22 protein-coding genes are annotated in these 25807 nt (G+C 62.9%); 17 read left to right on the plus strand and 5 right to left on the minus strand.

Translation table 11 applies throughout. From position 1 onward, the window contains the following. The first annotated feature begins 20 nt into the window (after positions 1 to 20). Positions 21 to 407, plus strand: coding sequence for a diacylglycerol kinase family protein (locus CGL56_RS09965; RefSeq protein WP_099106389.1), 387 nt, complete (start codon positions 21 to 23; stop codon positions 405 to 407). On the opposite strand, the gene CGL56_RS09970 is transcribed toward CGL56_RS09965, so the two are convergent. Together CGL56_RS09970 and CGL56_RS09975 are read right to left on the minus strand one after the other, a co-directional pair. Further along, the gene (locus CGL56_RS09970; RefSeq protein WP_099106390.1) at positions 401 to 1252 is read right to left on the minus strand and encodes a ChaN family lipoprotein; all 852 of its coding nucleotides are present in this window, start codon (positions 1250 to 1252) and stop codon (positions 401 to 403) included. The genes CGL56_RS09965 and CGL56_RS09970 overlap by 7 nt on opposite strands. Before the next feature lie 33 nt (positions 1253 to 1285). Continuing rightward, positions 1286 to 2197 carry an SDR family oxidoreductase gene (locus CGL56_RS09975; RefSeq protein WP_099106391.1) on the minus strand — a complete coding sequence of 304 codons (912 nt, stop codon included), beginning with the start codon at positions 2195 to 2197 and terminating at the stop codon, positions 1286 to 1288. 64 nt (positions 2198 to 2261) lie between these two features. Here CGL56_RS09975 and CGL56_RS09980 point away from each other — a divergent pair, with 64 nt between their 5' ends. From CGL56_RS09980 to CGL56_RS10015, 8 genes are all read left to right on the plus strand, one after another. Continuing rightward, positions 2262 to 2834 (plus strand): WbqC family protein, encoded by a 573-nt coding sequence (locus CGL56_RS09980; protein WP_167641558.1) that lies wholly within the window; start codon positions 2262 to 2264, stop codon positions 2832 to 2834. Between the two features lie 9 nt (positions 2835 to 2843). Continuing rightward, on the plus strand, positions 2844 to 4565 hold the full coding sequence (locus CGL56_RS09985; RefSeq protein WP_099106393.1) for a dynamin family protein: 1722 nt from the start codon (positions 2844 to 2846) through the stop codon (positions 4563 to 4565). A 3-nt stretch (positions 4566 to 4568) separates the two neighbouring features. After that, a complete protein-coding gene (locus CGL56_RS09990) occupies positions 4569 to 5156 on the plus strand; it encodes a pseudouridine synthase (RefSeq protein ID WP_099106394.1) in 588 nt (195 codons plus the stop codon). Between the two features lie 71 nt (positions 5157 to 5227). Next, entirely contained in the window at positions 5228 to 5443 is a 216-nt protein-coding gene (locus CGL56_RS09995; protein ID WP_099106395.1) for a PspC domain-containing protein, read from the plus strand. Between the two features lie 86 nt (positions 5444 to 5529). Continuing rightward, entirely contained in the window at positions 5530 to 6774 is a 1245-nt protein-coding gene (locus tag CGL56_RS10000; protein ID WP_187305578.1) for an inositol-3-phosphate synthase, read from the plus strand. Positions 6775 to 6785: 11 nt separating this feature from the next. Then, entirely contained in the window at positions 6786 to 7637 is an 852-nt protein-coding gene (locus CGL56_RS10005; protein WP_099106396.1) for a sugar phosphate isomerase/epimerase family protein, read from the plus strand. 31 nt (positions 7638 to 7668) lie between these two features. Beyond that, positions 7669 to 8658, plus strand: coding sequence for an aminodeoxychorismate synthase component I (locus tag CGL56_RS10010; protein WP_099106397.1), 990 nt, complete (start codon positions 7669 to 7671; stop codon positions 8656 to 8658). A 22-nt stretch (positions 8659 to 8680) separates the two neighbouring features. Beyond that, a complete protein-coding gene (locus CGL56_RS10015; protein ID WP_099106398.1) occupies positions 8681 to 9298 on the plus strand; it encodes an aminotransferase class IV in 618 nt (205 codons plus the stop codon). Here CGL56_RS10015 and CGL56_RS10020 read toward each other — a convergent pair. Next, complete coding sequence (locus CGL56_RS10020) at positions 9295 to 9903, minus strand: SRPBCC family protein (protein WP_099106399.1); 609 nt, start codon at positions 9901 to 9903, stop codon at positions 9295 to 9297. The two genes, CGL56_RS10015 and CGL56_RS10020, sit on opposite strands and share 4 nt — an antisense overlap. A gap of 160 nt (positions 9904 to 10063) precedes the next feature. Between CGL56_RS10020 and CGL56_RS10025 the strand changes: the two genes are divergently transcribed. From CGL56_RS10025 to CGL56_RS10060, 8 genes are all read left to right on the plus strand, one after another. Further along, complete coding sequence (locus tag CGL56_RS10025; RefSeq protein ID WP_099106400.1) at positions 10064 to 11428, plus strand: 3-keto-disaccharide hydrolase; 1365 nt, start codon at positions 10064 to 10066, stop codon at positions 11426 to 11428. An 11-nt stretch (positions 11429 to 11439) separates the two neighbouring features. Then, positions 11440 to 12753, plus strand: a complete 1314-nt coding sequence (locus CGL56_RS10030; protein ID WP_099106401.1) for a Gfo/Idh/MocA family protein — start codon at positions 11440 to 11442, stop codon at positions 12751 to 12753. A 108-nt stretch (positions 12754 to 12861) separates the two neighbouring features. Beyond that, positions 12862 to 14898 carry a bifunctional riboflavin kinase/FAD synthetase gene (locus CGL56_RS10035; RefSeq protein WP_099106402.1) on the plus strand — a complete coding sequence of 679 codons (2037 nt, stop codon included), beginning with the start codon at positions 12862 to 12864 and terminating at the stop codon, positions 14896 to 14898. An 81-nt stretch (positions 14899 to 14979) separates the two neighbouring features. Beyond that, on the plus strand, positions 14980 to 16029 hold the full coding sequence (ilvC, locus tag CGL56_RS10040; RefSeq protein WP_099106403.1) for a ketol-acid reductoisomerase: 1050 nt from the start codon (positions 14980 to 14982) through the stop codon (positions 16027 to 16029). Between the two features lie 79 nt (positions 16030 to 16108). Then, the gene (locus CGL56_RS10045) at positions 16109 to 17782 is read left to right on the plus strand and encodes a glycerol-3-phosphate dehydrogenase/oxidase (protein WP_099106404.1); all 1674 of its coding nucleotides are present in this window, start codon (positions 16109 to 16111) and stop codon (positions 17780 to 17782) included. A gap of 47 nt (positions 17783 to 17829) precedes the next feature. Further along, complete coding sequence (locus CGL56_RS10050) at positions 17830 to 18297, plus strand: hypothetical protein (protein WP_099106405.1); 468 nt, start codon at positions 17830 to 17832, stop codon at positions 18295 to 18297. Between the two features lie 52 nt (positions 18298 to 18349). Beyond that, positions 18350 to 20737 (plus strand): endonuclease MutS2, encoded by a 2388-nt coding sequence (locus CGL56_RS10055; RefSeq protein ID WP_099106406.1) that lies wholly within the window; start codon positions 18350 to 18352, stop codon positions 20735 to 20737. A 6-nt stretch (positions 20738 to 20743) separates the two neighbouring features. Continuing rightward, positions 20744 to 21859 (plus strand): Mrp/NBP35 family ATP-binding protein, encoded by a 1116-nt coding sequence (locus CGL56_RS10060; RefSeq protein ID WP_099106407.1) that lies wholly within the window; start codon positions 20744 to 20746, stop codon positions 21857 to 21859. On the opposite strand, the gene mqnB is transcribed toward CGL56_RS10060, so the two are convergent. Both mqnB and CGL56_RS10070 read right to left on the minus strand, forming a co-directional pair. After that, on the minus strand, positions 21846 to 22556 hold the full coding sequence (mqnB, locus tag CGL56_RS10065) for a futalosine hydrolase (RefSeq protein ID WP_099106408.1): 711 nt from the start codon (positions 22554 to 22556) through the stop codon (positions 21846 to 21848). The genes CGL56_RS10060 and mqnB overlap by 14 nt on opposite strands. Continuing rightward, a complete protein-coding gene (locus CGL56_RS10070; RefSeq protein WP_099106409.1) occupies positions 22553 to 25783 on the minus strand; it encodes a UvrD-helicase domain-containing protein in 3231 nt (1076 codons plus the stop codon). Before CGL56_RS10070 ends, mqnB begins: the two co-directional genes overlap by 4 nt. Between the last annotated feature and the right edge of the window lie 24 nt (positions 25784 to 25807).

Genomic DNA, 25807 nt, shown 5'->3' on the forward strand with positions numbered 1-25807 from the left:
TTCCAACTTGATTAAGGCGTATGAAACGACTGATCACTTACTCCCGGGGCCGGTTGTCCGCATTCGGCTATGCTTTCCGCGGTGCCCACGATCTGCTGAGCAATCACGCGCCGTCCAAGATCCATATGCTCGCTTTCGTGGGGATGGTCGCGGTGAGCTGGGCCCTTGACTTCCCGCTGTGGAAGTGGGTGGCCGTGCTGATCTGCTCCGGACTGGTGCTGGCCGCCGAGGCGCTGAACACGGCCGTGGAGTACGTGGTCGACCTGGTCAGCCCCGACTACCACGTGCTGGCCGGAAAGGCCAAGGATGTCGCCGCGGGGGCCGTGCTGTTCACCGCGGTATTTTCCGGTCTCGTGGCCCTGCTATTGATCGGGGACTCCCTCCTGGAGCTGGCCGCCGCTCAGTAGGTTTTCGTCATATTGGAAGGAACGAGGAGGGTGAAGTTGGCCTTCCCAACCGATTCCGGGCGGAGCTCGTCGATCTCCGGCTGCTCCAGGGTGGTAATGGTCATCACCTTCAGCTGGGGCTTGTACTGCCGCAGGTACCAGCTGATGCCCTCGAAATTGTCGCTGTGGTAGCTGCCGTTCACGTGGACGAAGGGTACGCCGGGTTCGGCGTTCTTGACGATAAACCAGGCCATGGTAGCGTCCTTGATCGCCTGGGCTTTGGGGAAGTTTTCACCGCTGTGGCCGGATCCGTGTCCCTGCACCCGCATGGCCTTGTAGCCGGGCAGTTCGGGGTCGTAGGGGGGCAGCAGGGGGGGCAGGTAGGCGCGGTCCGCCTCGTCGAGGGAACGCAAAACCACGAAGCCCCGCTGGAACACCATTCTGGCGAACCGGCGGGGCGTATTGGTGGCGTATACCTTGCTGCTGTCGGCACGGGCGGCCTGCAGCAACGGCAGGTAATCGGTCTTGAAGTTCGGCCAGACGCCCCCGGTGAGGCTGTCGAGTTCCTCCAGGGTGATCTGTCCGTTCATGAATTCATCCAGCCGCTCCTGCTCATCGGTTTCGAACATCTCCATCCCCAGGCTATACTTCCCGAGACCATCGATGATCTCCAGCTCCATCCAGTGGGCGATGGGGTTGTCGTGGTACTCTCCGAAGAGGATGATGTCCGCCTCCCGCAGCTCCTTCATCATCTTGCCGAAGTGGACCTTGCGGCCCGACTCGTTGAAGAGCTGGTAGGCGGGGTTCTTCTGTCCCACCACGATGGCGGAAAACATGATCAGCAGAAACGTAACGGTAAATCGCATTGGCGGGAGTTAACTGATCCGCCAAGGTAAGGCTTAGTAGGGCATCTCCCCGCCGGTGGCGCCTACCACCTCGCCGGTCATATAGCTGCCTTCCTGGGAAGCCAGCAGCACGTAAACGGGTGCCAGCTCCACGGGCTGACCGGGACGCTTGAGCAGGGTAGTGCTGCCGAACTTCTCGATCTTGTCCTGGGGCTGCCCGCCGGAAGACTGCAGCGGCGTCCAGAATGGACCGGGGGCCACGGCGTTCACGCGGATGCCCTTTTCGGCTACCTGACCGGCCAGCGCCTTTGTGAAGGCTACGTTGCAGGCTTTGGTCTGGGCGTAGTCCAGCAGGGTCGCCGAGGGGTCGAACGACTGTACCGAGGCGGTATTGATGATGGAGGCTCCTGCTTCCATATGCTTCAGGGCGGCCTTGGTGATCCAGAAGGGGGCGTAGACGTTCACCTTGAAGGTGTTGTCGAACTGCTCGGTGGTGAGGTCGAAAATGCTCTGCTGGGCCGTCTGCCGGCCGGCGTTGTTGACCAGGATGTCCAGGCCGCCGAGTTTCTTCACGGCTGTTTCTACCAGTTCATTGCAGAAGTCCTCGGAGATGATGTCGCCTGGAATGGCTACTGCCGTGCGGCCCTCGGCTTCGATCAGTTTGATCACCTCCTGGGCGTTCTGCTCCTCGCTGGGCAGGTAGCAGATGGCCACGTCGGCTCCTTCACGGGCGAAGGCGATGGCGGCGGCGCGCCCGATGCCGGAATCTCCCCCGGTGATGAGGGCCTTGCGATCCTTCAGGCGGCCGAATCCCACGTAGCTTTTCTCTCCGTGGTCGGGTTCAGGCTCCATCTTGTTGACGGACCCCGGGCGCTCCTGCGGCTGTCGCGGGAAGGGCGGCTGGGGGTACTGGGTAAGCGGATTTTGCTTTTTGTAGCGGTCGGTTAGTTTATCTGATGTACTCATGCCCGCTTAACCGACCGGAAATGGCATATGTTTGACCCCGGTTTTAATCCAACGTCCTAACAATTTGCTCACTACCCCTACCGCCTACTTCCCCCCCACCTCCTGGTTTCTAGCTGCCCTACGGGCGGGAATGTGGCAGTGGGAAGCCCACGAAAACTACCAGAAAGGGGGGTGGCGCAACCGCTGCCGCATCGCCGGAGCCAACGGCCCACTGTTGCTGTCGGTTCCGCTGGAAGGGGGCAAACACCGGCAAATGCCCATTCGGGAAGTAAGGGTCAGCCACCACAGCGACTGGCAGCGGCAACACGCCCAGGCGATCCGGTCGGCCTACGGGCGGGCACCCTATTTTGAGCACTATGGGGACCCGATCCTGGAATCCCTGTTGCAGCCGGCCACCTTGCTGTACGAGTTTAATTATCGCCTCACCGGGCGGATCCTCGAGCTGCTGGGTGGTCCCGTGGAGCTTGTGGATACAACTGCGTTTCGGGGCGCGGACGCGGGTGCCGTGCCCGGTCCGGAAGCCGTTCCCGCCTACCGCCAGGTCTTCGAGGAACGCTACGGTTTTCAGCCCGACCTTTCAGTGCTCGATGCGCTATTTTGCCTGGGGCCCGAACTGCTCCTTCTCCCAAACGACTAACTTTAATCCATGGCAAACCTAATTGACGCCGGCCTGCAAGCCGACCGCGCCCGCCTTGAGGAAATCATCAAGCGGCTGCACGAGCTCACCATCCGGATCGGCCACGAGGAAATGGCCCGCACGGTCAGCGACCTGCGCAACCGCATCTTCGAACCCTTCATGTTCGTGATCGTGGGCGAGGTGAAGGCGGGCAAGTCCAGCTTCGTCAACGCCCTGCTGGCCACGGGCGAAGAAATTGCCAAGGCGGCCCCCCAGCCCATGACCGACACCATCCAGCAAATCCTCTACGGGGAGGAGCGGCGGGAGGTGACGGTGAATCCCTACCTGAAGAAGGTTTTCCTGCCCGTGGAGATCCTGCGGGAGATCGCCATCGTGGATACCCCCGGGACGAACACCATCGTCGAGCACCACCAGGAGATCACCGAACAGTTCATCCCGGCCAGCGACCTCATCGTTTTCGTTTTCGAGGCCAAGAACCCCTACCGCCAATCGGCCTGGGACTTCTTCCAGTACATCCACGGCGACTGGCGCAAGAAGACCATCTTCGTCCTTCAGCAAAGTGACCTGGCCACTCCCCAGGAACTCGAAGTGAACCTGGCCGGCGTAGCCGAGAAAGCACGCCAGGAGGGCATCGCCGAACCGCGGGTCTTTGCCGTGAGCGCCCGCGACGAGCAACTCGGCCAGGAGGATACGGGATTTGCACCCCTGCGGCAGTTCATCGCCGACAACATCACCGGCGGGCGGGCACCCCGGCTGAAGCTGAACAACAGCATCCTGACGGCATCCACCATCAACGAAAAGATTGCCGACGGCCTCCTTCTGCGGCGGCGGCAGTTCGACGCCGACACCGCCTTCCGCACCGACATCCAGACCACCCTCGACGAACAGGTGGCCCAGAGCAACAAGCAGGTGGACCTGATGGTCGAGAACCTGCTGCTGACCTACGACGGCATCACCCGCGCCAAGCTCAGTGAGCTGGAATCCGGACTGAGCATGTTCGGCCTCGTGAAGCGGAGCATCGCCTCCACCTTCGGCAGCACCCCGGGACCCAAGGAGTGGCTCGAGAACCTGGCCCGGGACCTTGAAACCGACCTGAACGAAAAGCTCCGCGCCCGCCTCAATGAAAACGTGGTGGACCTGGCGGAAACCATCCAGCAGATGGTCAAGACCATCGACCTGAAAATCCGCGGCAGCCAGACCATTCTGAGCAACGACCACGAGATCTTCAGCAGCATCGCCGAACGGCGGGAGAACGTGCTGCGCGACCTGCAGGACCAGTTCAACCGCTTCGTGGGGAAGACGGAGAGTTTCACCGACGAGTCGCTGTTTGCCGACCGCGATTCCATCGCCCCCAACCTCGCCGCCGGCGGCGGAATGGCGGCCCTGGGCGTCATCCTGATGGCGCTGAGCACCCTGCCTGTGGTAGACGTTACCGGTGGCGTGCTGACCACCATCGGGGTCATTTTCGCCGGATTCAGCACCCGCGGAAAACGGAAGCGGATCGTGCAGGGGTTCGAGCGGGAGGTAACCGAGGGCCGTGCCCGCCTCGCCGGAGAACTGGAGGAGAAACTGAAGGTCTACATCGGCACGCTGCGGCGGCGGATCGAGGCGAACTTCAGCCGGTTTGACGAGATGCTGGACCGGGAAGAGAAAAACCTGCTGATACTGGAAGGCACCCACCGCGAAGTACGGGAGGAACTGGATCGGTTGTCCGGCGACCTGAACGTCTGAGCCATGGCCCACCGATACTTCCTGCTGGACAAGCCCTTTGATGTACTATCTCAGTTCACCCGGGAAATGCCCGAGCACCGAACGCTTGCCGACGTATACGACTTCCCGGGCGACGTCTACCCCGTAGGAAGGCTGGATCGCGACAGCGAGGGGTTGCTCATCCTGACCAACGATGGTTCCCTGAACCACAAACTGCTCAATCCCGCCCATTACCACCCCCGCACTTACTGGGTCCAGGTGGAGGGCGAGCCCGATCCGGCGGCGCTTAAGGCCCTGGCGGCGGGGCCCAGCATCCGCATCAAGGGCAAGGACCATCGCTCACGGCCCCTCCTGGTGGAACGCATTGCACCCGCGGTCGCGCCGAGAAATCCCCCGATCCGCTACCGCAAGAACGTGGCCGACAGCTGGCTCAGCCTCACCCTGACGGAAGGCAAGAACCGGCAGGTAAGGCGCATTTGCGCCGCGGTAGGCCATCCCGTACTGCGGTTGATCCGCCACGCCATCGTGGACGTTTCCCGGGCGGACCTGGAGGGAGAAAGCGTACGGGAGGTGGACCGCGACTGGCTCTACCGCCGGCTTGAACTTCGGTAGTACATTTTGCGATCAATGAGAAAGCGACAACTCCGTAAATTGGGGTTGCCCCACCAAAACAGAACCGTCGCATGGAATGGCTACGCAGAACCCTCGAACACTCCGCCTTCGGCGTTTGCGGCTGGTTGGCGGACCATATGGGCATCCGGCGGACCCGGGTACGCCTCTACTTCATCTACCTGTCGTGTCTATCCCTGGGTTCTTCCCTCCCGTTCTACTTCTTTGCCGCCTTTTGGCTCAACATCCGCGATTACCTGCGGGAAGGGCGGCGGCAGGTAGGGCTGTAGCCCAGCGGCGCGCAACCGAGTGCATGGGGTAGGCCCGGACGGCAAAATCCACTACCTTGGCGGCTTATCCGAAAAGCCACCCCGCCTTGAGCAGTACGACACCTTCCACCAAAGCTTCCAATCTCGGCATTGCCATCATCGGCCTGGGCGGTGCCGTGGGCACTACCGCGGCCGCGGGCATCGAGCTCATCCGCCGCGGACTGCAGCAGCCCACGGGCCTGCCGCTGGCGGAATTTTCGGACCTGGACCTGGTGCCCTACCAGAATATCCGCATTCACGGCTGGGACCTCTTCGACCACAACCTGTACGAAGCCGCCCAGACCCACCGGGTACTGAGCCGCGAGGAACTGGAGGCCGTGGCCAACGACCTGGGTTCCCGCCGCCCCTGGACCGCGGTGAGCAACCGCAACTACTGCCGTGGCGTGGTAGGGGAGCGCGACAGTACGGGCACCCACCGGGAACTCATCGCCGGCATTCAGCAGCAGCTCAGCGCCTTTGCCTCCGACATCGACGGGCGGGTGGTGGTGATCAACCTGGCCAGCACGGAACACGCCGTGGAAATCACGGATGAAATCTACCACCGGGCGGATGCTTTCGAACGCGCGCTGGACGACAACCACCCCGGCATCAGTCCGGCCATGCTCTACGCCTACGCCTGCATTACCCAGGGCGTGGCTTACGGCAATTTCACCCCCAGCCGCTCCGCCGAAATTCCCGCCCTCCGCGAACTGGCGCGGGATCGCACCGTGCCGATCGCCGGCAAGGATGGCAAGACCGGGCAGACCTTCCTCAAGACCGTCATTGCCCCCGCCCTGCGCGCCCGCGCCCTCCACGTCGACGGTTGGTTCAGCACCAACATCCTCGGGAACCGCGACGGAGAGGCCCTGCGCCACCCCGAATCCCTGGAAAACAAGATCGGCACCAAGGGTGACGTGCTCACCAACTGCCTGGGGTACCCCGTGGAAGACCACCTGGTGAAGATCAATTACTACCGTCCCCGGGGCGACGACAAGGAAGCCTGGGACAACATCGATATTTCCGGCTTCCTCGGCCACCGCATGCAGATCAAGGTCGACTTCCTGTGCAAGGACAGCATCCTGGCGGCCCCCCTGGCCATCGAGATTGCCCGCTGTCTCGACCTGGCGAACCGCCGCGGACAGGGTGGGGTAGTGGAGTCGCTGGGAGTATTCTTCAAGGCCCCGATGACGGCCGGCGACCACCCGCCGGTCCACAGCTTCCCGGAACAGCAGATGGAACTGCTGCGGTGGCTGCGCGCCACCTCCGCGGAACCCGAGGCGGTGGCGGGATCCTTCGTTCCACGCCCCGAATAAGGCCGCAGAATATGGCCTTACGCTACGCCTACAACACCAATGGATGCGCCCACCACCGGCTACCCGATGCCCTGCGGCTGATCGCGGGCGCCGGCTACGAGGGGGTGGCCCTTACCCTGGACTGGCACCACCTGGACCCCCTGGCGGCAGACTGGCAGGCGCAGACGGAAAAAGTGGGGCAGTGGCTGGAAGAACTGGGGCTGGACTGCGTCATTGAAACCGGTGCCCGCTACCTCCTAAACCCCGCGGTAAAACACGAACCTACCCTGATCAACCCCACACCGGAGGGACGTGCGCGCAGGGTAAGCTTCCTCAAGCGGGCGATCGACATCGCGGGTATGCTGGGTGCCGAAACCGTTTCCTTCTGGTCCGGCGTGCGCCAACCCACGGTTCACCCCGAAGTAGCCATGGAGTACCTGGTCGATGGACTACTGCGGGTGACGGATTACGCAGGCGAACGGGAGGTCAGCCTCAGCCTGGAACCCGAACCGGGCATGCTGATCGAGACCAACGCCGATTACGACCGGCTGCTGCGCACCGATGAGCGGCTGGCCCGGGGGCTGTCGCTGGCGCTGGATCTCGGCCACGTCTGGGTGACCGGGGAGGACATCCCGGCGCGGGCCGTCGAACGCTATGCCGACCGCCTGGGGACGGTTTCCCTGGAGGGAATGAACCGCGGGGTACACCTTCACCTGCCGCCGGACGAGGGGGATCTGGAAATGCTGCCCCTGCTGCAAGCGCTGCAGGACATCGATTTCCGTCGGCTGGTGTGCCTCGAACTGAGCCGGGAAAGTCCGCGGGCCCACCGGGCCATCCCCGACAGCCTCAGCTACCTGAAGAAATTGGAGGCCTGCATTTCCTAACTTTTTGCGCGCTGCCGCGTCTTTCCAGACGATGCCGGATACCACTTCACCATCGCTGGATGCCTGGGCCGATCGCCTCAATGATTGCGGCCGGAGCGGGCAGCCCTGCTTCTTTCTGATTGACTTTGAACTTCAAAGGCCCCGATTGTGGACCCTGACCGAGCTGGCCGCTTCCGGCGTGCGCTTCAGTTTTCCCGGCCGCCCCGACACTACCCGTTCCGGCCTGCCGCGGCCAACCCTGGAGGCGAATTATATCCCCCGGGAACGCTACGATCAAGCGTTTGCCCTGGTTAGGGAAGGACTGCAGCGCGGGGATACCTTCCTGGTCAATCTCACTTTTCCTACCCCGGTAAGACTTTCGGATAGCCTCGCCTCCGTCTACGAAAACAGCCAGGCAAAGTACCGCATTCTTTACCCCGACCATTTTGTCTGCTTCAGTCCGGAAACCTTCGTGACCATCGACGCCGGTGGTTACCTCGAAACCCGCCCCATGAAGGGCACGGCCCCCGATACGCCGGCCGGCCGGGAGTACCTCCTGAACAGTCCGAAGGAAGTGGCTGAACACGCCACCATCGTCGACCTGATGCGGAATGACCTGAGCCGCATTGCCCGGGAAGTGAGGGTGACGGAATACCGCTACCTGCGCTCCATCGACACCGCCGCCGGCGGGTTGTTGCAAACCAGCACCCGGCTGGGCGGCCGGCTGCCTTCGGACTGGCGGTCCTCACTGGGGCATTACCTGCTGGCGTTGCTTCCGGCCGGTTCGGTGAGCGGCGCACCCAAACCCGCTACCCTCGACCTCATCCGTCGGGCCGAACCCGGCCCACGCGGCTACTACTGCGGTATCGGAGGCTATTTCGACGGAGAAACACTGGACAGCTGCGTCCTCATCCGCTATCTGGAGGAGGAAAACGGCACCCACCTCTTCCGGTCCGGAGGCGGCGTCACCGCCCGCAGTACGGCGGAGGAAGAATATGCGGAGCTCTGCGCCAAGATCCGTATCCCCCTGCGGGAACGGTAGCTCCGCTTATCTTCGCCCCCCGATGAAGAAACCCGCCACCCCACGCTTGCTGGAAACCATCCGACTGGAGGACGGGCGCGCGGCCTTGCTTGACCGTCACCAGGAGCGGATGGACCGCTCCCGCACCCTCCACTACGGAAAGCAGGGCAGCCTGAAGCTGGCCGCAATCCTGGAAGGACTGGACCTGCCGCAGCAGGGCGTCCATAAGTTGCGATTGGTGTACGGCGCCACCCTCGAGCACTGGGAGGTCCAGCCGTATACCGTTCGCCCCGTCCGGTCGCTGCGGGTCGTCGAAGGCAATGGCCTGAACTACAGCCACAAGTACGCCGACCGTAGCGGAATCGAGGCCCTGCTGGAGGAGCGGCAGGACTGCGATGACATCCTCATCATCCAGCGGCAGCACCTTACCGATAGCAGTTACGCCAACCTGGCGCTTTACGATGGCAGCCGGTGGTACACCCCGGCCTGGCCCCTGTTGCGCGGAGCACGGCGGGCCCAGCTCATCGCCGATGGGGTGATACAGCCCACCATCATCCGCCGTCGCGATCTGGTTCACTTCGAGCAGATCCGCCTCTTCAATGCCATGATGGACTGGTCGGAGGGGCCCGTTGTTCCCCTTACCGCCGTTGCGGGAATCTAGGGGGTGGCCTCCAGGCGGTCTCGAAGATTGCTCACGGTTTTCGCTGGTCCGTTGGTAAGGATCTCCCGCCGCAACCAGCCGGGGAGGCCGGCTCCGGCATCCGTGCGCACCGTGCACTGCAACTCCACCACGCCCCGGGACAGGGGGCGGACCACCCATTCCCCGAAGTACACCTGGAGTCGGTCGCGCCCCGCATTGGGCGGCACCGCGGTTGGCTCGGCCCGGATGGTGCGCCTAAACACCGACTGTGGCCCGACGGTCTGCTGCACGCGGGCCACTACCTCCTTGTCGCGGAAGGGAAAGGGGAGGTCAATACCGGATACGTACAGGTAGTCGTTGGCCGTACCGCCGGGAACGATGTATGCACCATCGCAGCGGTGGACCCATTCGGGATAGCTTTCCGCGTCGTCGAGGGTGGCGCGTACCCGTCGCAACTCTGCCGTGGTGCGGGTGACCACGCGTACCGACATTTCGTCGTTGTCCTCCGTGCGGATGTAGACCCGCACACCGTCTTCTTCCGACTCGAGGGAAAAGCCGTCGGCCGACTGGGCGCGGACGCCGGTGCCCAGAACGAGCAGGAAAAAAAAGTAGGGAAGCAGTTGCATAGGCGGTAGGGTGGGACCCAAGATCGGAAACCGTTGGCACAAATTCTTGCAATCGGTTTACCAATGGGGTGGTCCGTTTCAAATATTTTCTATCTTGTCCTTTAGACAACATTAACCCCTTCCGATTGGCCGCTTGCCTTCGGGATTATAATTCATCGACATGCAAAAACGGCATTACGCTGTATTCCTACTTTCCTGGCTCTTCCTGCCGTTGACGGCGCAGGAGGATGGCTTCGTTTCCCTTACCAACGGCAAGGACCTGAGCAACTGGGAAACCTACGGGGGCAAGGCGCCCTATTCCCTTGATGGGAACACCATCACCGGCACCGCGGTAGTGAATACGCCCAATACCTTCCTCTGTACGGAGCGGACTTACGCTGATTTTATCCTGGAGCTTGAATTCTACGACGAAGCACCGCTGAACAGTGGGGTGATGGCCCGCGGGCAGTGGCGGCAGCAGGGCGACCTGCGGCGCATCTACGGCTACCAGGTGGAGATTGACCCCAGCCCCCGTGGCTACACCGGTGGTATCTACGACGAGGCCCGTCGCGGCTGGATCTACCCGGTCCACTACAACGATCCCGCCCGCTCGGCCTACCAGCACGGGGAGTGGAACAGCCTGCGCATCGAGGCCGTGGGCAATGAACTGCGCACCTTCGTGAACGGGCAGTCCGTAGCCAATCTGGTCGACAGCCTGGATGATTCCGGACTGATCTGCCTGCAGGTACACTCCATCTCCGAGGAACTGGCCGGTAAGCAGGTCAAATGGCGCAACATCCGCATCAAGGATAACGCCACCAAGGCCGACCGCAAACGGGCCGTCCTGGCCCCCCAGGAAAACCTGCTGGTAAACACCCTCACCGAGGCCGAGAAGCGGCAGGGATGGCGCTTGCTGTTCGACGGAAAGACCTCCGACGGATGGCGCGGCGCGAAGCTGAATGACTTCCCCGCCAGCGGCTGGGAAATCGTAGACGGTGAATTGCGCGTGCTGGCCGGAAACGGCGGGGAGAGCACCAATGGCGGCGACATCGTCACCAAGGAGCACTTTGGCAACTTTGAACTCGTCTTCGAGTTCAAGCCCACCGAAGGCGCCAATAGCGGCGTGAAGTACTACGTGGACCCCGAGCTGAACCAGGGCTCCGGATCGGCCATCGGGCTCGAGTTTCAGATTCTCGACGACGAGCGCCACCCCGACGCCAAGGCCGGCGTGCTGGGCAACCGGACCATCGGCTCCCTTTACGACCTCATCCCGGCCAAGCCGGTCGATGTGAAGCGCAACAAGGACTACAAGATCAACGACTGGAACCGGGGACGCATCGTGTCCAAGGACGGAAAGGTAGAGCACTGGCTCAACGGCTACAAGGTCGTGGAGTACGACCGCTTCAGCCAGATGTTCAAGGCCCTGGTCAACTACAGCAAATACCAGAAATGGGACAACTTCGGCCAGTGGCCCCAGGGACCCATCCTGCTTCAGGATCACGGCGACGCAGTTGCCTTCCGCACCATCAAAATTCGTGAGCTTTAAATTCATCGATCATGGCAAATCGCCGCACTTTCCTTAAAACTACCGCCCTCACCACGGCGGGCCTCTCCATGGGCATGCCCCTGCACAGCCAGGTACTCGGGGCCAACGATACCGTAAACGTGGCCGTCTTCGGGACCAATAGTCGCGGGGCATCCCTGGCCCGCACTTTCGCCGGCGCCGAAAACTGCCGGGTAATCGGCATCGGTGACGTCGATACCCGGGCCATTGAAAAAGGGCAAAAAGCCGTCATGGCCGGCGGCGGGGACAAACCCATGGGCCACCAGGACTTCCGCACCTTCCTGGACAATTCCGACGTGGACGCCGTTGTCATCGCTACCCCCGACCACTGGCACGCCCCCATGGCCATCATGGCCCTGGAAGCCGGCAAGCACGTCTACGTAGAGAAACCCTGCAGCCACAACCCCGCCGAGGGCGAGATGCTCATCGCCAAGCAGAAGAGCAGCGGACTCAAGGTGCAGATGGGCAACCAGACCCGCAGCAGCGTATCCCTGAACCGCATCGTCAAGGAGATCCACGACGGCCTCATCGGCAACGCCTACGCCGCCAAGGCCTGGTACGCCAACAACCGCGCCCCGATCGGCAACCACGAACCCGCGCCCGTACCCGAGTGGCTCAACTGGGAACTCTGGCAGGGCCCGGCGCCCCGCCAGGACTTCGACGCCCTGCTGGTGCACTACAACTGGCACTGGTTCTGGAAGTACGGCACCGGCGAGATGCTCAACAACGGAACCCACGAGGTGGATATGTGCCGCTGGGCCCTGGATGTCGACTTCCCCGAGCAGGTCACTTCGAGCGGGGGCCGACTGGCCTACGACGACGCCTGGGAGGCCTACGATACCCAGCTGGCCAACTTCAACTTCCCCGGCGACAAGCACATCCACTGGGACGGCCGCAGTTGCAACGCCATGCCCCTGTGGGAGCGCGGTCGCGGCGCCATGATCTATGGTACCGAAGGCAGCGTACTTATGGACCGCGACGGCTACTTTGTTTACGATGAGCGCGGCAAAGAGATTCGTCACGAGCAGGAGACCGGTAAGTCCGTCAGTATGGATACCGCCGGCGGTGGCAGCCTCGACGAGCTCCACATTGCCAACTTCATCCGCGGGGTGAACCAGGATGAAGCCCTGAACTCCGAAGTGTCCGACGCCAACACCAGCGTGACCATTTGCCACCTGGGCAATATGGCCCAACGTACCCAGTCGGTACTCAAGACCGACCCGAAAACCGGCAAGCCCCAGCAGAACTCCGACGCCATGGCCCTCTGGTCGCGGGAGTACGAAGACGGCTGGAAGCCGAACGTATGATTGTAACCGGCTGATTCAATAGCCGTTACCCCAGCGGGTGTGGCGGCGGGGTAGGGTAGTGGTCGATTCGCTACCTACTCCGCCGCCGCCTCGCTACCTTTGTCGGCGATGCAGACTTATTTCCGACTGGCCGATCTTCCGCGTTTTCGGCGTGCCGTGATCACCATTGGCAGCTTTGACGGCGTCCACCGCGGGCATCAGAAGTTGCTGGCCCGCATTCGCCGGATGGCCGAAGCCCGGGAGGGAGAAAGCGTCGTCATCACCTTCGATCCCCACCCGCGCACCGTACTGCGCCCCGAAGACGACAGCCTGCGGCTGCTGACCACCACCCGCGAAAAGATCAGTTTCTGCGCCGAAGAGGGCATCGATCACCTCGTCGTGATCCCCTTCGACCGCCAGTTCAGCCAGCAGACGCCCACCGAATACATCGAGGAATTTCTCGTAAGGAACTTTACGCCCGATCGCATCGTCATTGGCTACGACCACCGCTTCGGCAAGGACCGGGCCGGTGACGTTGAGTTGCTGCGGCACCTTTCGGCCCAATACGGTTACGAGGTGGTGGAAATCGCCGCCCAGGAAGTTGATGAAATCACCGTCAGCTCCACCAAGATCCGCCGCGCCCTCCAGGCCGGAGAGGTGAGCAAGGCCGCCACCCTGATGGGGCGGCCCTATGAATTGACGGGCACCGTGATAGCCGGACAGCAAATCGGCCGAACGCTCGACTATCCCACCGCCAATCTTCACCCCGACCACCCCCTGAAACTGGTGCCGGCCCCCGGCATCTACGCGGTGAGGGCCCACTTCGACGGCTGCACCTACGACGGCATGCTCTACATCGGCGACCGCCCCGTACTGGGCGACGGCCGCGGCACGAGCATCGAAGTCCACCTCTTCGACTATTCCGGCGACCTGTACGGGGAAACCCTCACGGTCAGCTTCGTGAATTATCTGCGGGGCGACCTGGTACTGGGTGGGGTAGAGGCCCTGCGCGACCAGCTCGTAATAGATGAAGCCAACGCCCGCCGGGCCCTGGAAGAAGACCAGCGGGCCACCGCCGTAGCGGACGAGGAACTGCCCGACGCCGCCGTAGTCATCCTCAATTACAACGGCCGCGGCTACCTGGAGCGCTACCTGCCAACGGTGACCAACTCCCTGCCGCCCACCTGCCGGCTTATCGTGGCCGACAATGCCAGCACCGACGATTCGGTTGCCTATCTGAAAAGCGCCTTTCCGGCGGTGGAGGTGATCGAACTGCACGAGAACCTGGGCTTCGCCGCCGGCTACAACGTGGCCCTGCAGCAGGTGAAGGCTTCGGTGTACGTGCTGTTGAACAGCGACGTGCGGGTCACCTCCGGTTGGCTGGAGACGATATTGCCCCACTTCCTCGACCCAACCGTCGGGGCCGTACAGCCCAAGGTGCTGGCCGAGCACGATCCCGAATGCTTTGAATACGCCGGGGCCAGCGGCGGCTACCTCGACTTCCTGGGATACCCCTTCTGCCGGGGCCGGGTCTTCGGCCACATGGAGCGTGATGAGGGGCAGTACGATTGCCCGGCGGAGATCTTCTGGGCTACGGGGGCGGCCTTTTTCGTCCGGGCGGACGTCTTTCACCGACTGGCGGGCTTTGAGCCGGAATATTTCGCCCACGCCGAGGAGATCGACCTCTGCTGGCGCATGAAGCGGGCCGGCTACCGGGTGCTGGTTGAACCGGCCGCCACCGTGCATCACGTGGGCGGGGGCACCCTGGCCTACGATACCCCCCGCAAGGCCTTCCTGAATTTCCGCAACACCCTGGTCACCAGTTTCAAGAACGAGAACACCCTTCGCCTCATCTGGTGGCTGCCGGTGCGCTTGCTGCTCGACGGGGCCGCCGGTATGCTTTTCCTCGCCCAGGGAAAGGTGGAACACATCCGGTCAATCATCCGGGCCCACCTCGACTTTTACCGCAATCTGCCTATGTGGATCAGGCGGCGCGGCCGCAGGAGCCGTGAAATCGAGAACTGCCGGATTGGCCCTCCCCGCACCGACGCCGGGCGGGTAGCCGACAGCATCGCTCTCCATTATTTCCTGCTCGGCCACAAGCGTTTTTCCCAGGTCGTCATCCGGCAGATCGACGTCGAACCCAAGGCCGCGGCGACAAATTAGCCGTCGTAATTGGCCGGGAGTTTGACCCCGTGGCTTCAGCCCGCCCGTTGCATATTTGCTCCGCACATAAAAGCAACCGATATGGCAATGTTGAACTTTGGCGGCACCGAAGAAAAGGTCGTTACGAGAGAAGAATTCCCCCTGGAAAAGGCCCGCGAGGTGCTGAAAGATGAAACGATTGCCGTGATCGGCTACGGGGTACAGGGGCCCGGACAGAGCCTGAACCTGCGGGACAACGGCTTTAACGTCATCGTTGGACAGCGCAAGGGCGGTGCCTCCTGGGACAAGGCCGTCCAGGACGGTTGGGTGCCCGGTGAGACCCTCTTCGAGATCGAGGAAGCCGCCGACCGCGGTACCATCATCCAGTACCTTCTGTCCGACGCCGCCCAGATCGAAGTGTGGCCCCGCATCAAGCCCTACCTCACCCCCGGCAAGGCCCTTTACTTCAGCCACGGCTTCGGCATCACCTACAACGACCGGACCAACATCGTTGCCCCGGAAGGCGTAGACGTGATCCTGGTAGCGCCCAAGGGCTCTGGTACCAGCCTGCGCCGGCTGTTCCTCGAGGGCCGCGGACTGAACTCCAGTTTCGCCATCGACCAGGATGCAACCGGTCGCGCCTTCGAGCGGGTGGTGGCCCTGGGGATCGGTGTCGGTTCGGGCTATCTCTTCGAGACGGATTTCAAGCGGGAGGTGTACAGTGACCTCACGGGAGAACGGGGTACCCTGATGGGTGCCATCCAGGGCATCTTCGAGGCCCAGTACGACGTGCTGCGCGCCAACGGCCACAGCCCCTCCGAAGCCTTCAACGAAACCGTGGAGGAACTCACCCAGAGCCTGATGCCCCTCGTAGCCGAGAACGGCATGGACTGGATGTACGCCAACTGCTCCACCACCGCCCAGCGGGGCGCCCTGGACTGGAAGGACAAGTTCCGCGATGCCGTAAAGCCGGTATTCGAGGACCTCTACGAAAGCGTGGCCACCGGCCAGGAAGCCCAGCGCAGCATCGACTCCAACAGCCAGAAGGATTATCGGGTCAAGCTGGAGAAGGAGCTGAAGGAACTCAGCGATAGCGAAATGTGGCAGGCCGGCCGTACCGTACGCAAACTGCGGCCCGAAAACGCCGGCTAGTTAACCAATCCGGCCGGACGGCGTTGTACGAGCATTGCACCCGCGGCCCCGCCGCAACACCCACCTAAAGTACTTTGCCATGCACGCCACTACGGCCCGTAACCAAATCCTCGAGCGACTCGACCAGGATACCTTTGACCTGGTCGTAATCGGTGGCGGCATCACGGGCGCAGGGGTTGCCCTGGATGCCGCCAGCCGGGGACTCTCCGTTGCCCTCATCGAGCGCAACGACTTCGCCTCCGGTACCAGCTCCAAATCCACCAAGCTGATCCACGGCGGCCTGCGCTACCTCAAGAACCTGGAAATCGGGCTGGTACGCGAGGTTGGACAGGAGCGGGCCGTAGTTCACAAGCTGGCCCCCCACCTGGTGCGCCCCGAGAAGATGCTCCTGCCCCTGGTAGAGGGCGGCTCTCTGGGCAAGCTGTCCACCAGCATGGCCCTGTGGGTATACGACTTCCTGGCCGACGTGGAGGGCGACGACAAGCGCGTGATGCTCACCAAGGAGGAAACCCTGGAAATCGAACCCCTGCTGCGGGAGGACATCCTGAAGGGCGGTGGATTCTACGCCGAATACCGGACGGATGATGCGCGGCTGACCGTAGAAAACGTGAAAACCGCTGTCCGCCACGGAGCCCTGGCCGTCAACTACGTGGAGGCCACGGCATTCGGCTACGACGAAAACAAAAAGATCAACGCCGTGCACTGCCGTGACCGCTTCGGCGAGCGCGACTTCGTTATTTCCTGCGAACACGTGATCAGTTCCGCCGGCCCCTGGGTCGACGACCTGCGCAAGATCGACCAGAGCATGAACAACAAGCGGCTGTTCCTCTCCAAGGGGGTCCACATTGTGGTCGCCCGCGAGCGGCTGCCCCTGGCCCACGCCTGCTACTTCGACGTGGCGGACGGCCGGATGCTGTTCGCCATTCCCCGCCTGAGGTGCACCTACATTGGCACGACGGATACCCCGTACAAGGGTGACCCGAACGCCGTGCCTGTCTATCTGGAAGACGTGGAGTACCTCCTGAACGCCACCAACGAGATCTTCCCGACGGTCAACCTGAAGGTAGCCGACGTGGAGTCCAGCTGGGCCGGCGTCCGGCCGCTGATCTTCGAGGAAGGCAAGGAAGCGGGCGAGATGTCGCGCAAGGATGAGATCTTCGAAAGTGAGTCCGGCCTGCTCAGCATCGCCGGTGGAAAACTCACCGGCTACCGCAAAATGGCCGAGCGGGTGGTCGACCGACTGGGCAAGCAGCTCCACACCGAAGGGGAAGAACTCGGGCGCAACAGCACCCGGGAGATCGTCCTGACGGGAGGTCCCTTCCGCAACTTCAGCGAGGTGTTGGCCTACGAGGCGGAAATTACCCGGCAACTGGAGGCGGCCAGCCTGGCCCCCGACCGCGCGCCCTATCTGGTGGCCAACTACGGCAAGCAGACCCCGGAAATCATTGACCTGGCCCGCCAACGGCCGGAGGAAACCGACGTGGCCCGCCTGGCCGCCGCCGAGGCCGCCTGGTGTATCGACCACGAGTCGGCCCTGTATCCCATCGACTGGGTGGAGCGCCGCAGCGGAAGACTCTATTTCGACATGCCCAGCATCCTGCCCGTACTGGAGGAGGTGCTGGACGTTTTCGCCACCGCCTACGGCTATACCCCCGAAGACCGCGACCGGGAACGGCAGCGGGTAATGGACGCCATCCAGTGGGTCAGCGAGTTTGACCACGAGAAAAAGGAGTCGGGCGTACAAACCGACTGACCTTTAACAATCGGGACCGGCCGCTGTTAGGCGGTAAACAGCTTCCCATGACTTCCCAGACCTCCATTTTCGAACGGCGCGTCGACCCCGTGCTGCAGGCCGCCGTGGTACTGGCCATGGTGTTCGTCGTAGATATGTTCGGGCTGATCATCAGCGGGGCCGGCGAGGAAGGAGAAGCAGGCAGTCGCTTTCCCTGGCTTACCGCCGCCAGTTTCATGCTGTTTTTTGCCCTCTTCAATGCCGTACTCAGCGCCTCGGCTCCCAATACCGCAAAGTACTGGGGGCGCAGTATCTACAGTTTTATGGGGCTGGCCCTTGGCGCTGGACTACTGGCGTGGGCCTTTAGCGGCATCACCATTTCCGACGCGGGATCCTACCGCTGGATCTACATCGTGGTATCCGTGGGCTACCTGGTCTTTCTGGGCATGATCTCCCTGATCAAGAACGTCGTTTCCTTCGCCCAGCGGGAGGAGTGGACGCGGCCCCGGCTAAAAAACCGCCAACGGGAAGACTGAACCAACCATCCGTGGGGGCCGCCCGTTTACCTGCTACATTTGGTGTTAATTTATGCAGCTACTCCCCGCGGATACCCTCGAAAAACTGGAATTTGACAAAGTACTGGCCCTGGTAGAACGGCAGTGCCAGGGTGAGCTGGGCCGTGCTTCCGCCCGCCAGCTTACCCCCTCCACCGACGTCAAGGAGATCAACCGCTGGCTGGACCAGGTAGCCGAGTTCCGCCAGGGAACCGAGGAGCGGAATATGTTCGCCATCACCGCCTACGAGGACGTGGACGAGGAGCTGCGCGCCCTCCGCGTGGAAGGCTATGCGCTGGTAGAATCCGGGCTGGCCAAGCTCAACGTGCTCCTCCTCCAGGCCAAGCAACTCTTCGGATTCTTCAACGCGGGGTCGCGGCAGTCGGCCTACCCCCAACTCTACGCCGTAGTCCGGGAGGTGGAATACCTCCCCGAGCTTTCCGCGGCCATTGAGGCGGTGATCGACGCGGAGGGCAACATCCGCTCCGACGCTTCCCCCGAGCTCAGCCGCATCCGCCGGCTGGTGGGCAGCAAGCAGCGGGAGGTGGAAAGGGCCTTCCGGAGCGTCATCGAGAAGTACCGCCGCGCGGGCTACCTGAGTGATACGGTAGAGAGCTTCCGCAACGGCCGCCGAGTGCTATCCGTACCCAGCGAGCACAAGCGACAGATTCGCGGCATCATCCACGATGAGTCGGCCACCGGCAAAACCGCCTACATCGAGCCCGATGAGGTCATCAGCATCAACAACGACATCTTCGACCTCCAGCAGGAGGAGCGGCGGGAAATCTTCCGCATCCTGCGCGAGCTCTCCGCTACGCTGCGGCCCTACGTAGACTATATGGCGGCCTACCGTGACCTGATCGGCTATTTCGACCTGGTGCAGGCCAAGGCCGGTCTGGCGCGGCAATTGAAGGCCGCGCGGCCGAAGGTGGACCACCGCCCCTCGGTGGGCATTCGCGAGGGCCGCCACCCTCTCCTGTACCTCAAGAACAAGGCCCACGGCCGCAAGACCGTCCCCTTCGACCTGAAGCTCCGCGGCAAGAACCGCCTGCTGATGCTGTCGGGGCCCAACGCCGGCGGCAAGTCGATCGCGATGAAGTCGGTCGGACTACTCCAGCTCATGGTACAGAGCGGCATGCTCATCCCGGTGGATGCCGAGTCGGAAATGGGCACCTTCGACCGCATTTTTACCGACATCGGCGACCAGCAGAGCATCGAGGACGACCTGTCGACCTACAGCAGCCGATTGAAGAACGCCCGGGAATTCCTGAAGGCGGCCGACGACCGGACCCTGGTTCTCATCGACGAGTTCGGGTCGGGCACGGATCCCGCGCTCGGCGGCGCCATTGCCGAAGGAATCCTGGAAGGCTTGAACCAGCGCCGGGTCTTCGGAGTCATCACCACCCACTACAGCAACTTGAAAATCTACGCCTACAAAACGGCCGGGATCGTGAACGGGGGGATGAACTTCGACAAGGACACCCTGAGCCCCACCTACGAACTCAACGTCGGCCGCCCCGGCTCCAGCTACGCCTTCGAGATCGCCCAGAAGAGTGGCTTGCCCCAAGACACCCTGGCCCACGCCCGCAAACGGGCCGGCAAAAACGAGCGGGCGGTGGACCAGCTGCTGGTGGACCTGCAGCGCGAGAAACAGGAAGTTGAACAGCGGCTATCAGAACTGGAGCAGAAGCAAAAAACGCTCGATGCCCTGACGCGCACCTACGAGGAACTGCACCGCGACATCGAGGTGCGCCGCAAGCGACTCAAGCTGGAAGCCAAGGAACAGTCGCTGGCCGAAACTGCGAAGTACAACAAGGAGATGGAAAACCTGATCCGGACCCTGCGGGAAGAAAAGAAGATCGACGAGGCAAAGGAAAAGGCCCGGGAGCTGCGCGAGGAGCGGGAAAAGATCAGCGAACAGGTCACCGACCTGCGGGAAACCATCTACTACCAGCCCAAGTCCGGCAAGGCGGGCAAGCGGAACTTCAAGGAAGGCGACTACGTCAAACTGCGCACGGGGGGTGCCGCCGGCACCATCGAATCGATCGACAAGAAGCGGGCCATCGTGATCGTCGGCGACCTGCGGTTGACGACCAACCTGCGCGACCTGGAGCCCGCCGACAGCCCCATGCCCCTGCGCAAGGAGCGCAGCGTATCCAGCGATGTGTCCGCCGTGGCCTCCTTCAGCAACAACCTCGACGTGCGAGGGATGCGGTACGAGGAAGTACTGCAGACCACCCAGGCCTTCATCGACCAGGCGCTGATGTCGAACGCCAGCCAGCTGCGCATCGTCCACGGCAAGGGCAGCGGGGCCCTGCGGCGGGCCGTGCGCCAAAAACTCAAGGAATACAACCAGGATTTCAGCCTGAGCACGCCGCCCCGGGAACAGGGTGGCGACGGGGTGACCATTGTAGATCTATAACGATATATGGAACTTAGCAAAATTGCCGAGGCGCTCGCCACGGTTACCGATCCCAAGACCGGACAGGACATTATTACCGCCAACATGGTGCTGCACCTGAAGGTGGAGGAGCCCGTGGTTTCCTTCACCCTGCAACTGCCGAAGCTGGAGGACAACTACAAGCAACAGCTCAACTTCGCCTGCCAGGAAGCCATCCTGGCCGTTTACCCCCAGGCCCAGGTACACGTGCACATGCAGAACCCCGCCCTCGGCGGACAAGCGGGGCAGGCCACCGGCGGCCCCCAGAAAGACAACCCGCTGCCCCACGTCAAGAACATCATCGCCGTAGCCAGCGGAAAGGGTGGGGTAGGCAAGAGCACCGTAGCGGTCAACCTGGCCCTGGGGCTCCAGGAACTCGGCGCCCGCGTCGGTCTGCTGGACGCGGACGTTTACGGACCGTCAGCGCCCACTATGCTGGGTTTGCAGGGGCAGCGCCCCCAGGTAGAAAAGGTCTACGGGAAGCCCAAGATCAAGCCCCTCTACGCTTACGGATTACCGGTGATGAGTACGGGATTTGTCGTGGAACCGGAACAGGCCGTCGTGCTGCGCGGCCCCCGGCTGGCCGGCATCGTTCGTCAGTTCATCGAGGAGACGGTCTGGCCCCCTCTCGACTTCCTGATCGTGGACCTGCCCCCCGGCACCGGCGACGTACAGCTCACCCTGGTACAGACCGTGAGCGTTACCGGGGCCGTGTTGGTGACCACTCCCCAGGAAGTCGCCCTCGCCGACGCCGTGAAGGCCATGAACATGTTCTTCCTGCCGGACGTGCAGGTACCCGTACTAGGGGTGGTGGAAAACATGGCCTACTTCACCCCGGCCGAGTTGCCCGACAACAAGTACTACATCTTCGGACAAGGTGGAGGAAAAACCCTGGCCAAGAAAAGCAACAGCATGCTGCTGGGCCAGATCCCCCTGGTCCAGGCGATCCGGGAGGGGGGCGACAACGGTTTGCCGGCCATCCTGAACAAGGAGGATGAGATCACCCGTAACGCCTGGCTCGATACCGCCCGCAACGTGGCCCGGCAAACGGCACTGCGCAACGAAATGATGGGGCCCACCGACAAGGTGGTCATGAAGCAGTAGGCTGGGGCTGCTCCGCCCTGACCCCCAGAAAGGGCTGGAGCACCTTGCGGAGCGCTTTGTTCAGGTTGCGTACGGCGGTGTCGATCTGCCAGGCGGCCCGGTTGCGTTCCTCCACGTAGTTGCTGATGGCCCGCAATTGCAGTCCGGCCACGCCCCGGGAACGGATGGCGTAGAAGAAGGCGGCGCCCTCCATGGTTTCCACCTGGACTTCCGGGAACTGTTCCCGGAGCCGTGATACGGAAGCCGCGCTGCCGGTAGCCTTGGAAACGGTCCCGCCGGCAACCGTGGGGAAGGGGAGGGCCGGACCGGAACCCACCATCCGCAATATGCCGTCGTCCCCGAACGGGGGGGAGAAGGGAAAGCCGATATCCGGCGGCGACAAGAGGGCCCCGTCGCGGTCCTCGGCGCCGTGATCCATTAGTCGTTCCCGGTCCACCTGTACCACGGTGCCCAGTTCCAGGGAGCGGTCCACGGCTCCGGCCAGGCCGGCCTGGATGGCCAGTTGGGGCAGGGGCGGACGGAGGATCTGCCCGAGGGCGAAGGCCGTCGTCATGGGCCCCATCCCGGTGAACAGAATCTCAATGGAGCAACCGGGGAAGGTCAGTACGTTGCGATCGGTGGCGGTGGCCTCTTCCCGCAACCAGGTTACGGTGGGCAGGATCTCTTCGGGGGTGGCGGCAACCAGCAGGATTTTCACAGCTTGATCTCGTTAAGGCATGATTGTACCGGAAAGTGAAGATAGGCAGCACTCACCGGTCCCCCCAACTGCCGGGCCGCGAGTTCAGCCTGGAGCTTGAGCTCCGCCATTTTGAGCCCGGCCTGTTGCTGGAACTGCTTTGGGGAAAGACATACATCGTAGAACAACACCCAGCCTCCGGTTTCCAGTTCAAACAGCCAGTCGATGCATTTATCGTACCGTCGGTTCCCCACGGTACCGCGCAGGGGGTACTGGGCGTGGAGGGTTGCCTGGGGCCAGCGGGTGCCGTGGAAGGCATGAAAAGCCTCGGACAGCTGCAACAGAGTCTCGGGTTCGGCCTCCGCTCCGGGTCCGAAATCCGCAATCAGCTGTTCGGCCAGTTCGTGGCGGTATTCAGGTTCGGCTTTGCACCCCGGGTCACCCGCCAGGAATATGCTGACACACCGCCCGTACAGCCGCACGTCGACCCCGGAACCGAGGTCGGGTGGCGTACCATAGGTAAGGGTATCTCCCGGGAGGTTACCGCTGTAGTGATTGAGCAGGAAGGCTTCATCCACGTGGAGGGGCGAATGGGGCTGCCGACCATTGCGCTCCTGGTCCAGGAAGGGGATGCCGCGGTAAGACATCGGGTAGGCCGGTTGTTGGCGGGGTTCCACCCAGTGCTGGTAGTATTTGTCGACGTCCACCCCGTTCCAGGAGAAGGGCGTCTCGGTGGTATCCGGCGCGAGCACGTCGGTCTGGTTGCCCCCCCGGCCGTAGGCGCGGTTCACCCAGCCGGCCCCCGGTTTGCCGGTGGGCAGTATGAGGTAATCGCGGGCGCGGGTCATGCCAACGTAAAGCAGCCTGGCTTCTTCCGCGAGGGCGTCCTCCGTGGCCCGCTGCTGGTGGCAGCTTTCGTTCAGGGCGTCGATCCAGGGGACCTCGGCGGATACCCTTTCGTAGGGTTTTACCCAGAAGCGTAGCCAGCGGTTGGCCAGGGGCCTGTGGAGGTCGACCGGGGCCGCCGGGTCGTCGGGCACCACGGCCCGCCCCCATACTTCGGCGCGCAGCGACTGGTCGAGGTCGAAGCAGATTACCGCCGGCCATTCCAGTCCCTTGCTGCGGTGGTAGGTTAGTACGTTCACGGCGTCGGGGCGTTCGCTGGCGCCCTGTTTGTCGTTGGATTCCCGCAGCAGTCGGTCCAGATATAACAGGTAGCCCCCGAGGGAGGCAGCCGTGTGCTGGCGGTGGCAGCTGTCCTCGTAGGCTACGGCCAGGCGGCGCAGTTCGTCCAGGTTACTGAGGCGTTGTTCCCCGTCGCCCCAGGCCACGGCGATGCGCCGCAGGTCGAGCCGCTCCAGCACGATGTTCAGCATTTCGCTGGTGGAGTGTTCGGAAGTCACGGCGCGCAGTTCGTCCAGGCGGCCGATCAGGTCTTCCTCCGAGCCCCAGGGGGTGGATTCCGGCTGGCTTTCCAGGAAACGGAGCCGGTGGTCGATGATGTCGGGCAGGTCCTGCCGGCTGCCGAACAGCATGATTTCGGCGACCGAAAGGGTATCGCCGGGGTTGAGCATGTACTTCAGGCAGGCCAGCAACAGGGTGGCTTCGGCGGTGGCCAGGAGGCCGTCGCGGGCAATGGCTGCTGGGATCCCCTGGTCGGCCAGGGCGGCGGCTACCGCCGCGCAACCGTAGTTGTTCCGGCAGAGAATGGCGATGTCGCCGGCCCGCAGACGCCGCTCGGTCTTTTGTCCCTTGGGCAACACCGGTGGCGGGTTGGCCAGCAGTTCGCGGATGGCCTTGGCCAGGGTCGACTGCATGAAGGTCGCGCTGTGGCGTCCTTTTCCCTCGGGCTCAAAGTGCCAGTGGAGGAGTCCGCCCCGGGCGGCCAGTTCCGGACTTTCCGGGGGGCTGAACCGACTGCCGGCCCGCAGGCGCACGGGTTCAAGGCTTACTTCCTCCGGAGCGATATCCGGGAAGGCATTCACGAAAAGGCTGTTGCAGGCGTAGACCAGGTCTTCCCGGCTGCGCCAACTCTGCCGCTGGATGTTGGCCGGGTCAATGGGGCCGTTGGCCTGCATCACGGCGGCCATGAGCCGGGGCTCGGCCCCGCGGAATCCGTAGATCGACTGCTTGGGATCCCCTACCCAAATGCTCTGCCGCGCCAGCTCGCTCAACCGGAGGAAAATGGCCAGCTGAATGGGCGAGGTGTCCTGGAATTCGTCGACCATCAGCAGGTCCAGTTCCTCCCTCAGGGTCTGCTGCACCCGGGGGTGGTCGAGCAACTCCAGAACCAGCACCTCCATGTCGGTGTAGTCGATGCGGCCGCGCTTCTTCTTGTACTGGTCGTATTCGGCGATGGCATCCCGGGCCACATCGAAGAGGAGGTCCTGGTAGGAGCGGATGTCGTCCTGAAAAGCCTTCAGCGAGGGGTGGCGTTCGGCCAGGGCTACCAGGTCGGTTACCAGGTCGCGGCTCTTCGCCCCGACGGAGCCGGTGAATTTGCCCAGCTTGGCGTATTCCAGCCAGGGGAGGTAGTCGCGCTCCTTGAGTTCGGCCAGCAGATTGCGGAGGTAGAGGGCCGCCGTTTCCGTTTTCTTGGTCCCGTCCGCCTCGTTATCGAAGAGCCGACGGTAGGTTTCTTTCAGTTCGCGCGCCATCCGCACGTGGTACTGCTCCAGCGTCAGGTCTCCGGTGGGGGTGGGGAGGAAAGCGCTGAGGGTTTCCCAGCTCAGGCGCTTGCTGCGGGCGATGTCTTCCTCCGAGAAGTTGTTTCCGCGGATGATTTCTACCAGGCCGAGCACGTCCTTGCGCCAGTTGTATTTCTCGCCGTTGCGGCTCAGTCCCAGGGTGGTGCAAAGGTGTTCGATGCGGCGGATCTGGTCGAGGCTGATGACGGCCGCCATACTCAGGTTGAAGAGCCGCTGGTCGTCGCCGTCGGCGATGATGTCCACTTTCGGACTTACGCCAGCTTCATAGGCGAAGCGGCGGAGCAGCTTGACGCCCAGTCCGTGGACCGTACCGATCAGGGCGTTGGTCAGTTCGTTGGCCTCCCGGCTCATGCCTTCCTTCAGCAGGGCTACCCGGACGCGCTCCTTGAGTTCGGCCGCGGCCCGCTTGGTAAAGGTGGTGGCGATGATGCCACTGGGGCGGACCGAGCCGGTGGTCAGCAAATCCGCCATCTCACGGGTGAGGCGATAGGTTTTGCCACTGCCGGCACCGGCGGAAATAAGTTTCAGGTTCTGAAGCACAAAAAGCGGATCTGGTAAAGCGCC

Origin of the sequence: Neolewinella marina (genome assembly GCF_002631205.1) — a bacterium.
In the GTDB taxonomy this organism is placed as follows: domain Bacteria; phylum Bacteroidota; class Bacteroidia; order Chitinophagales; family Saprospiraceae; genus Neolewinella; species Neolewinella marina.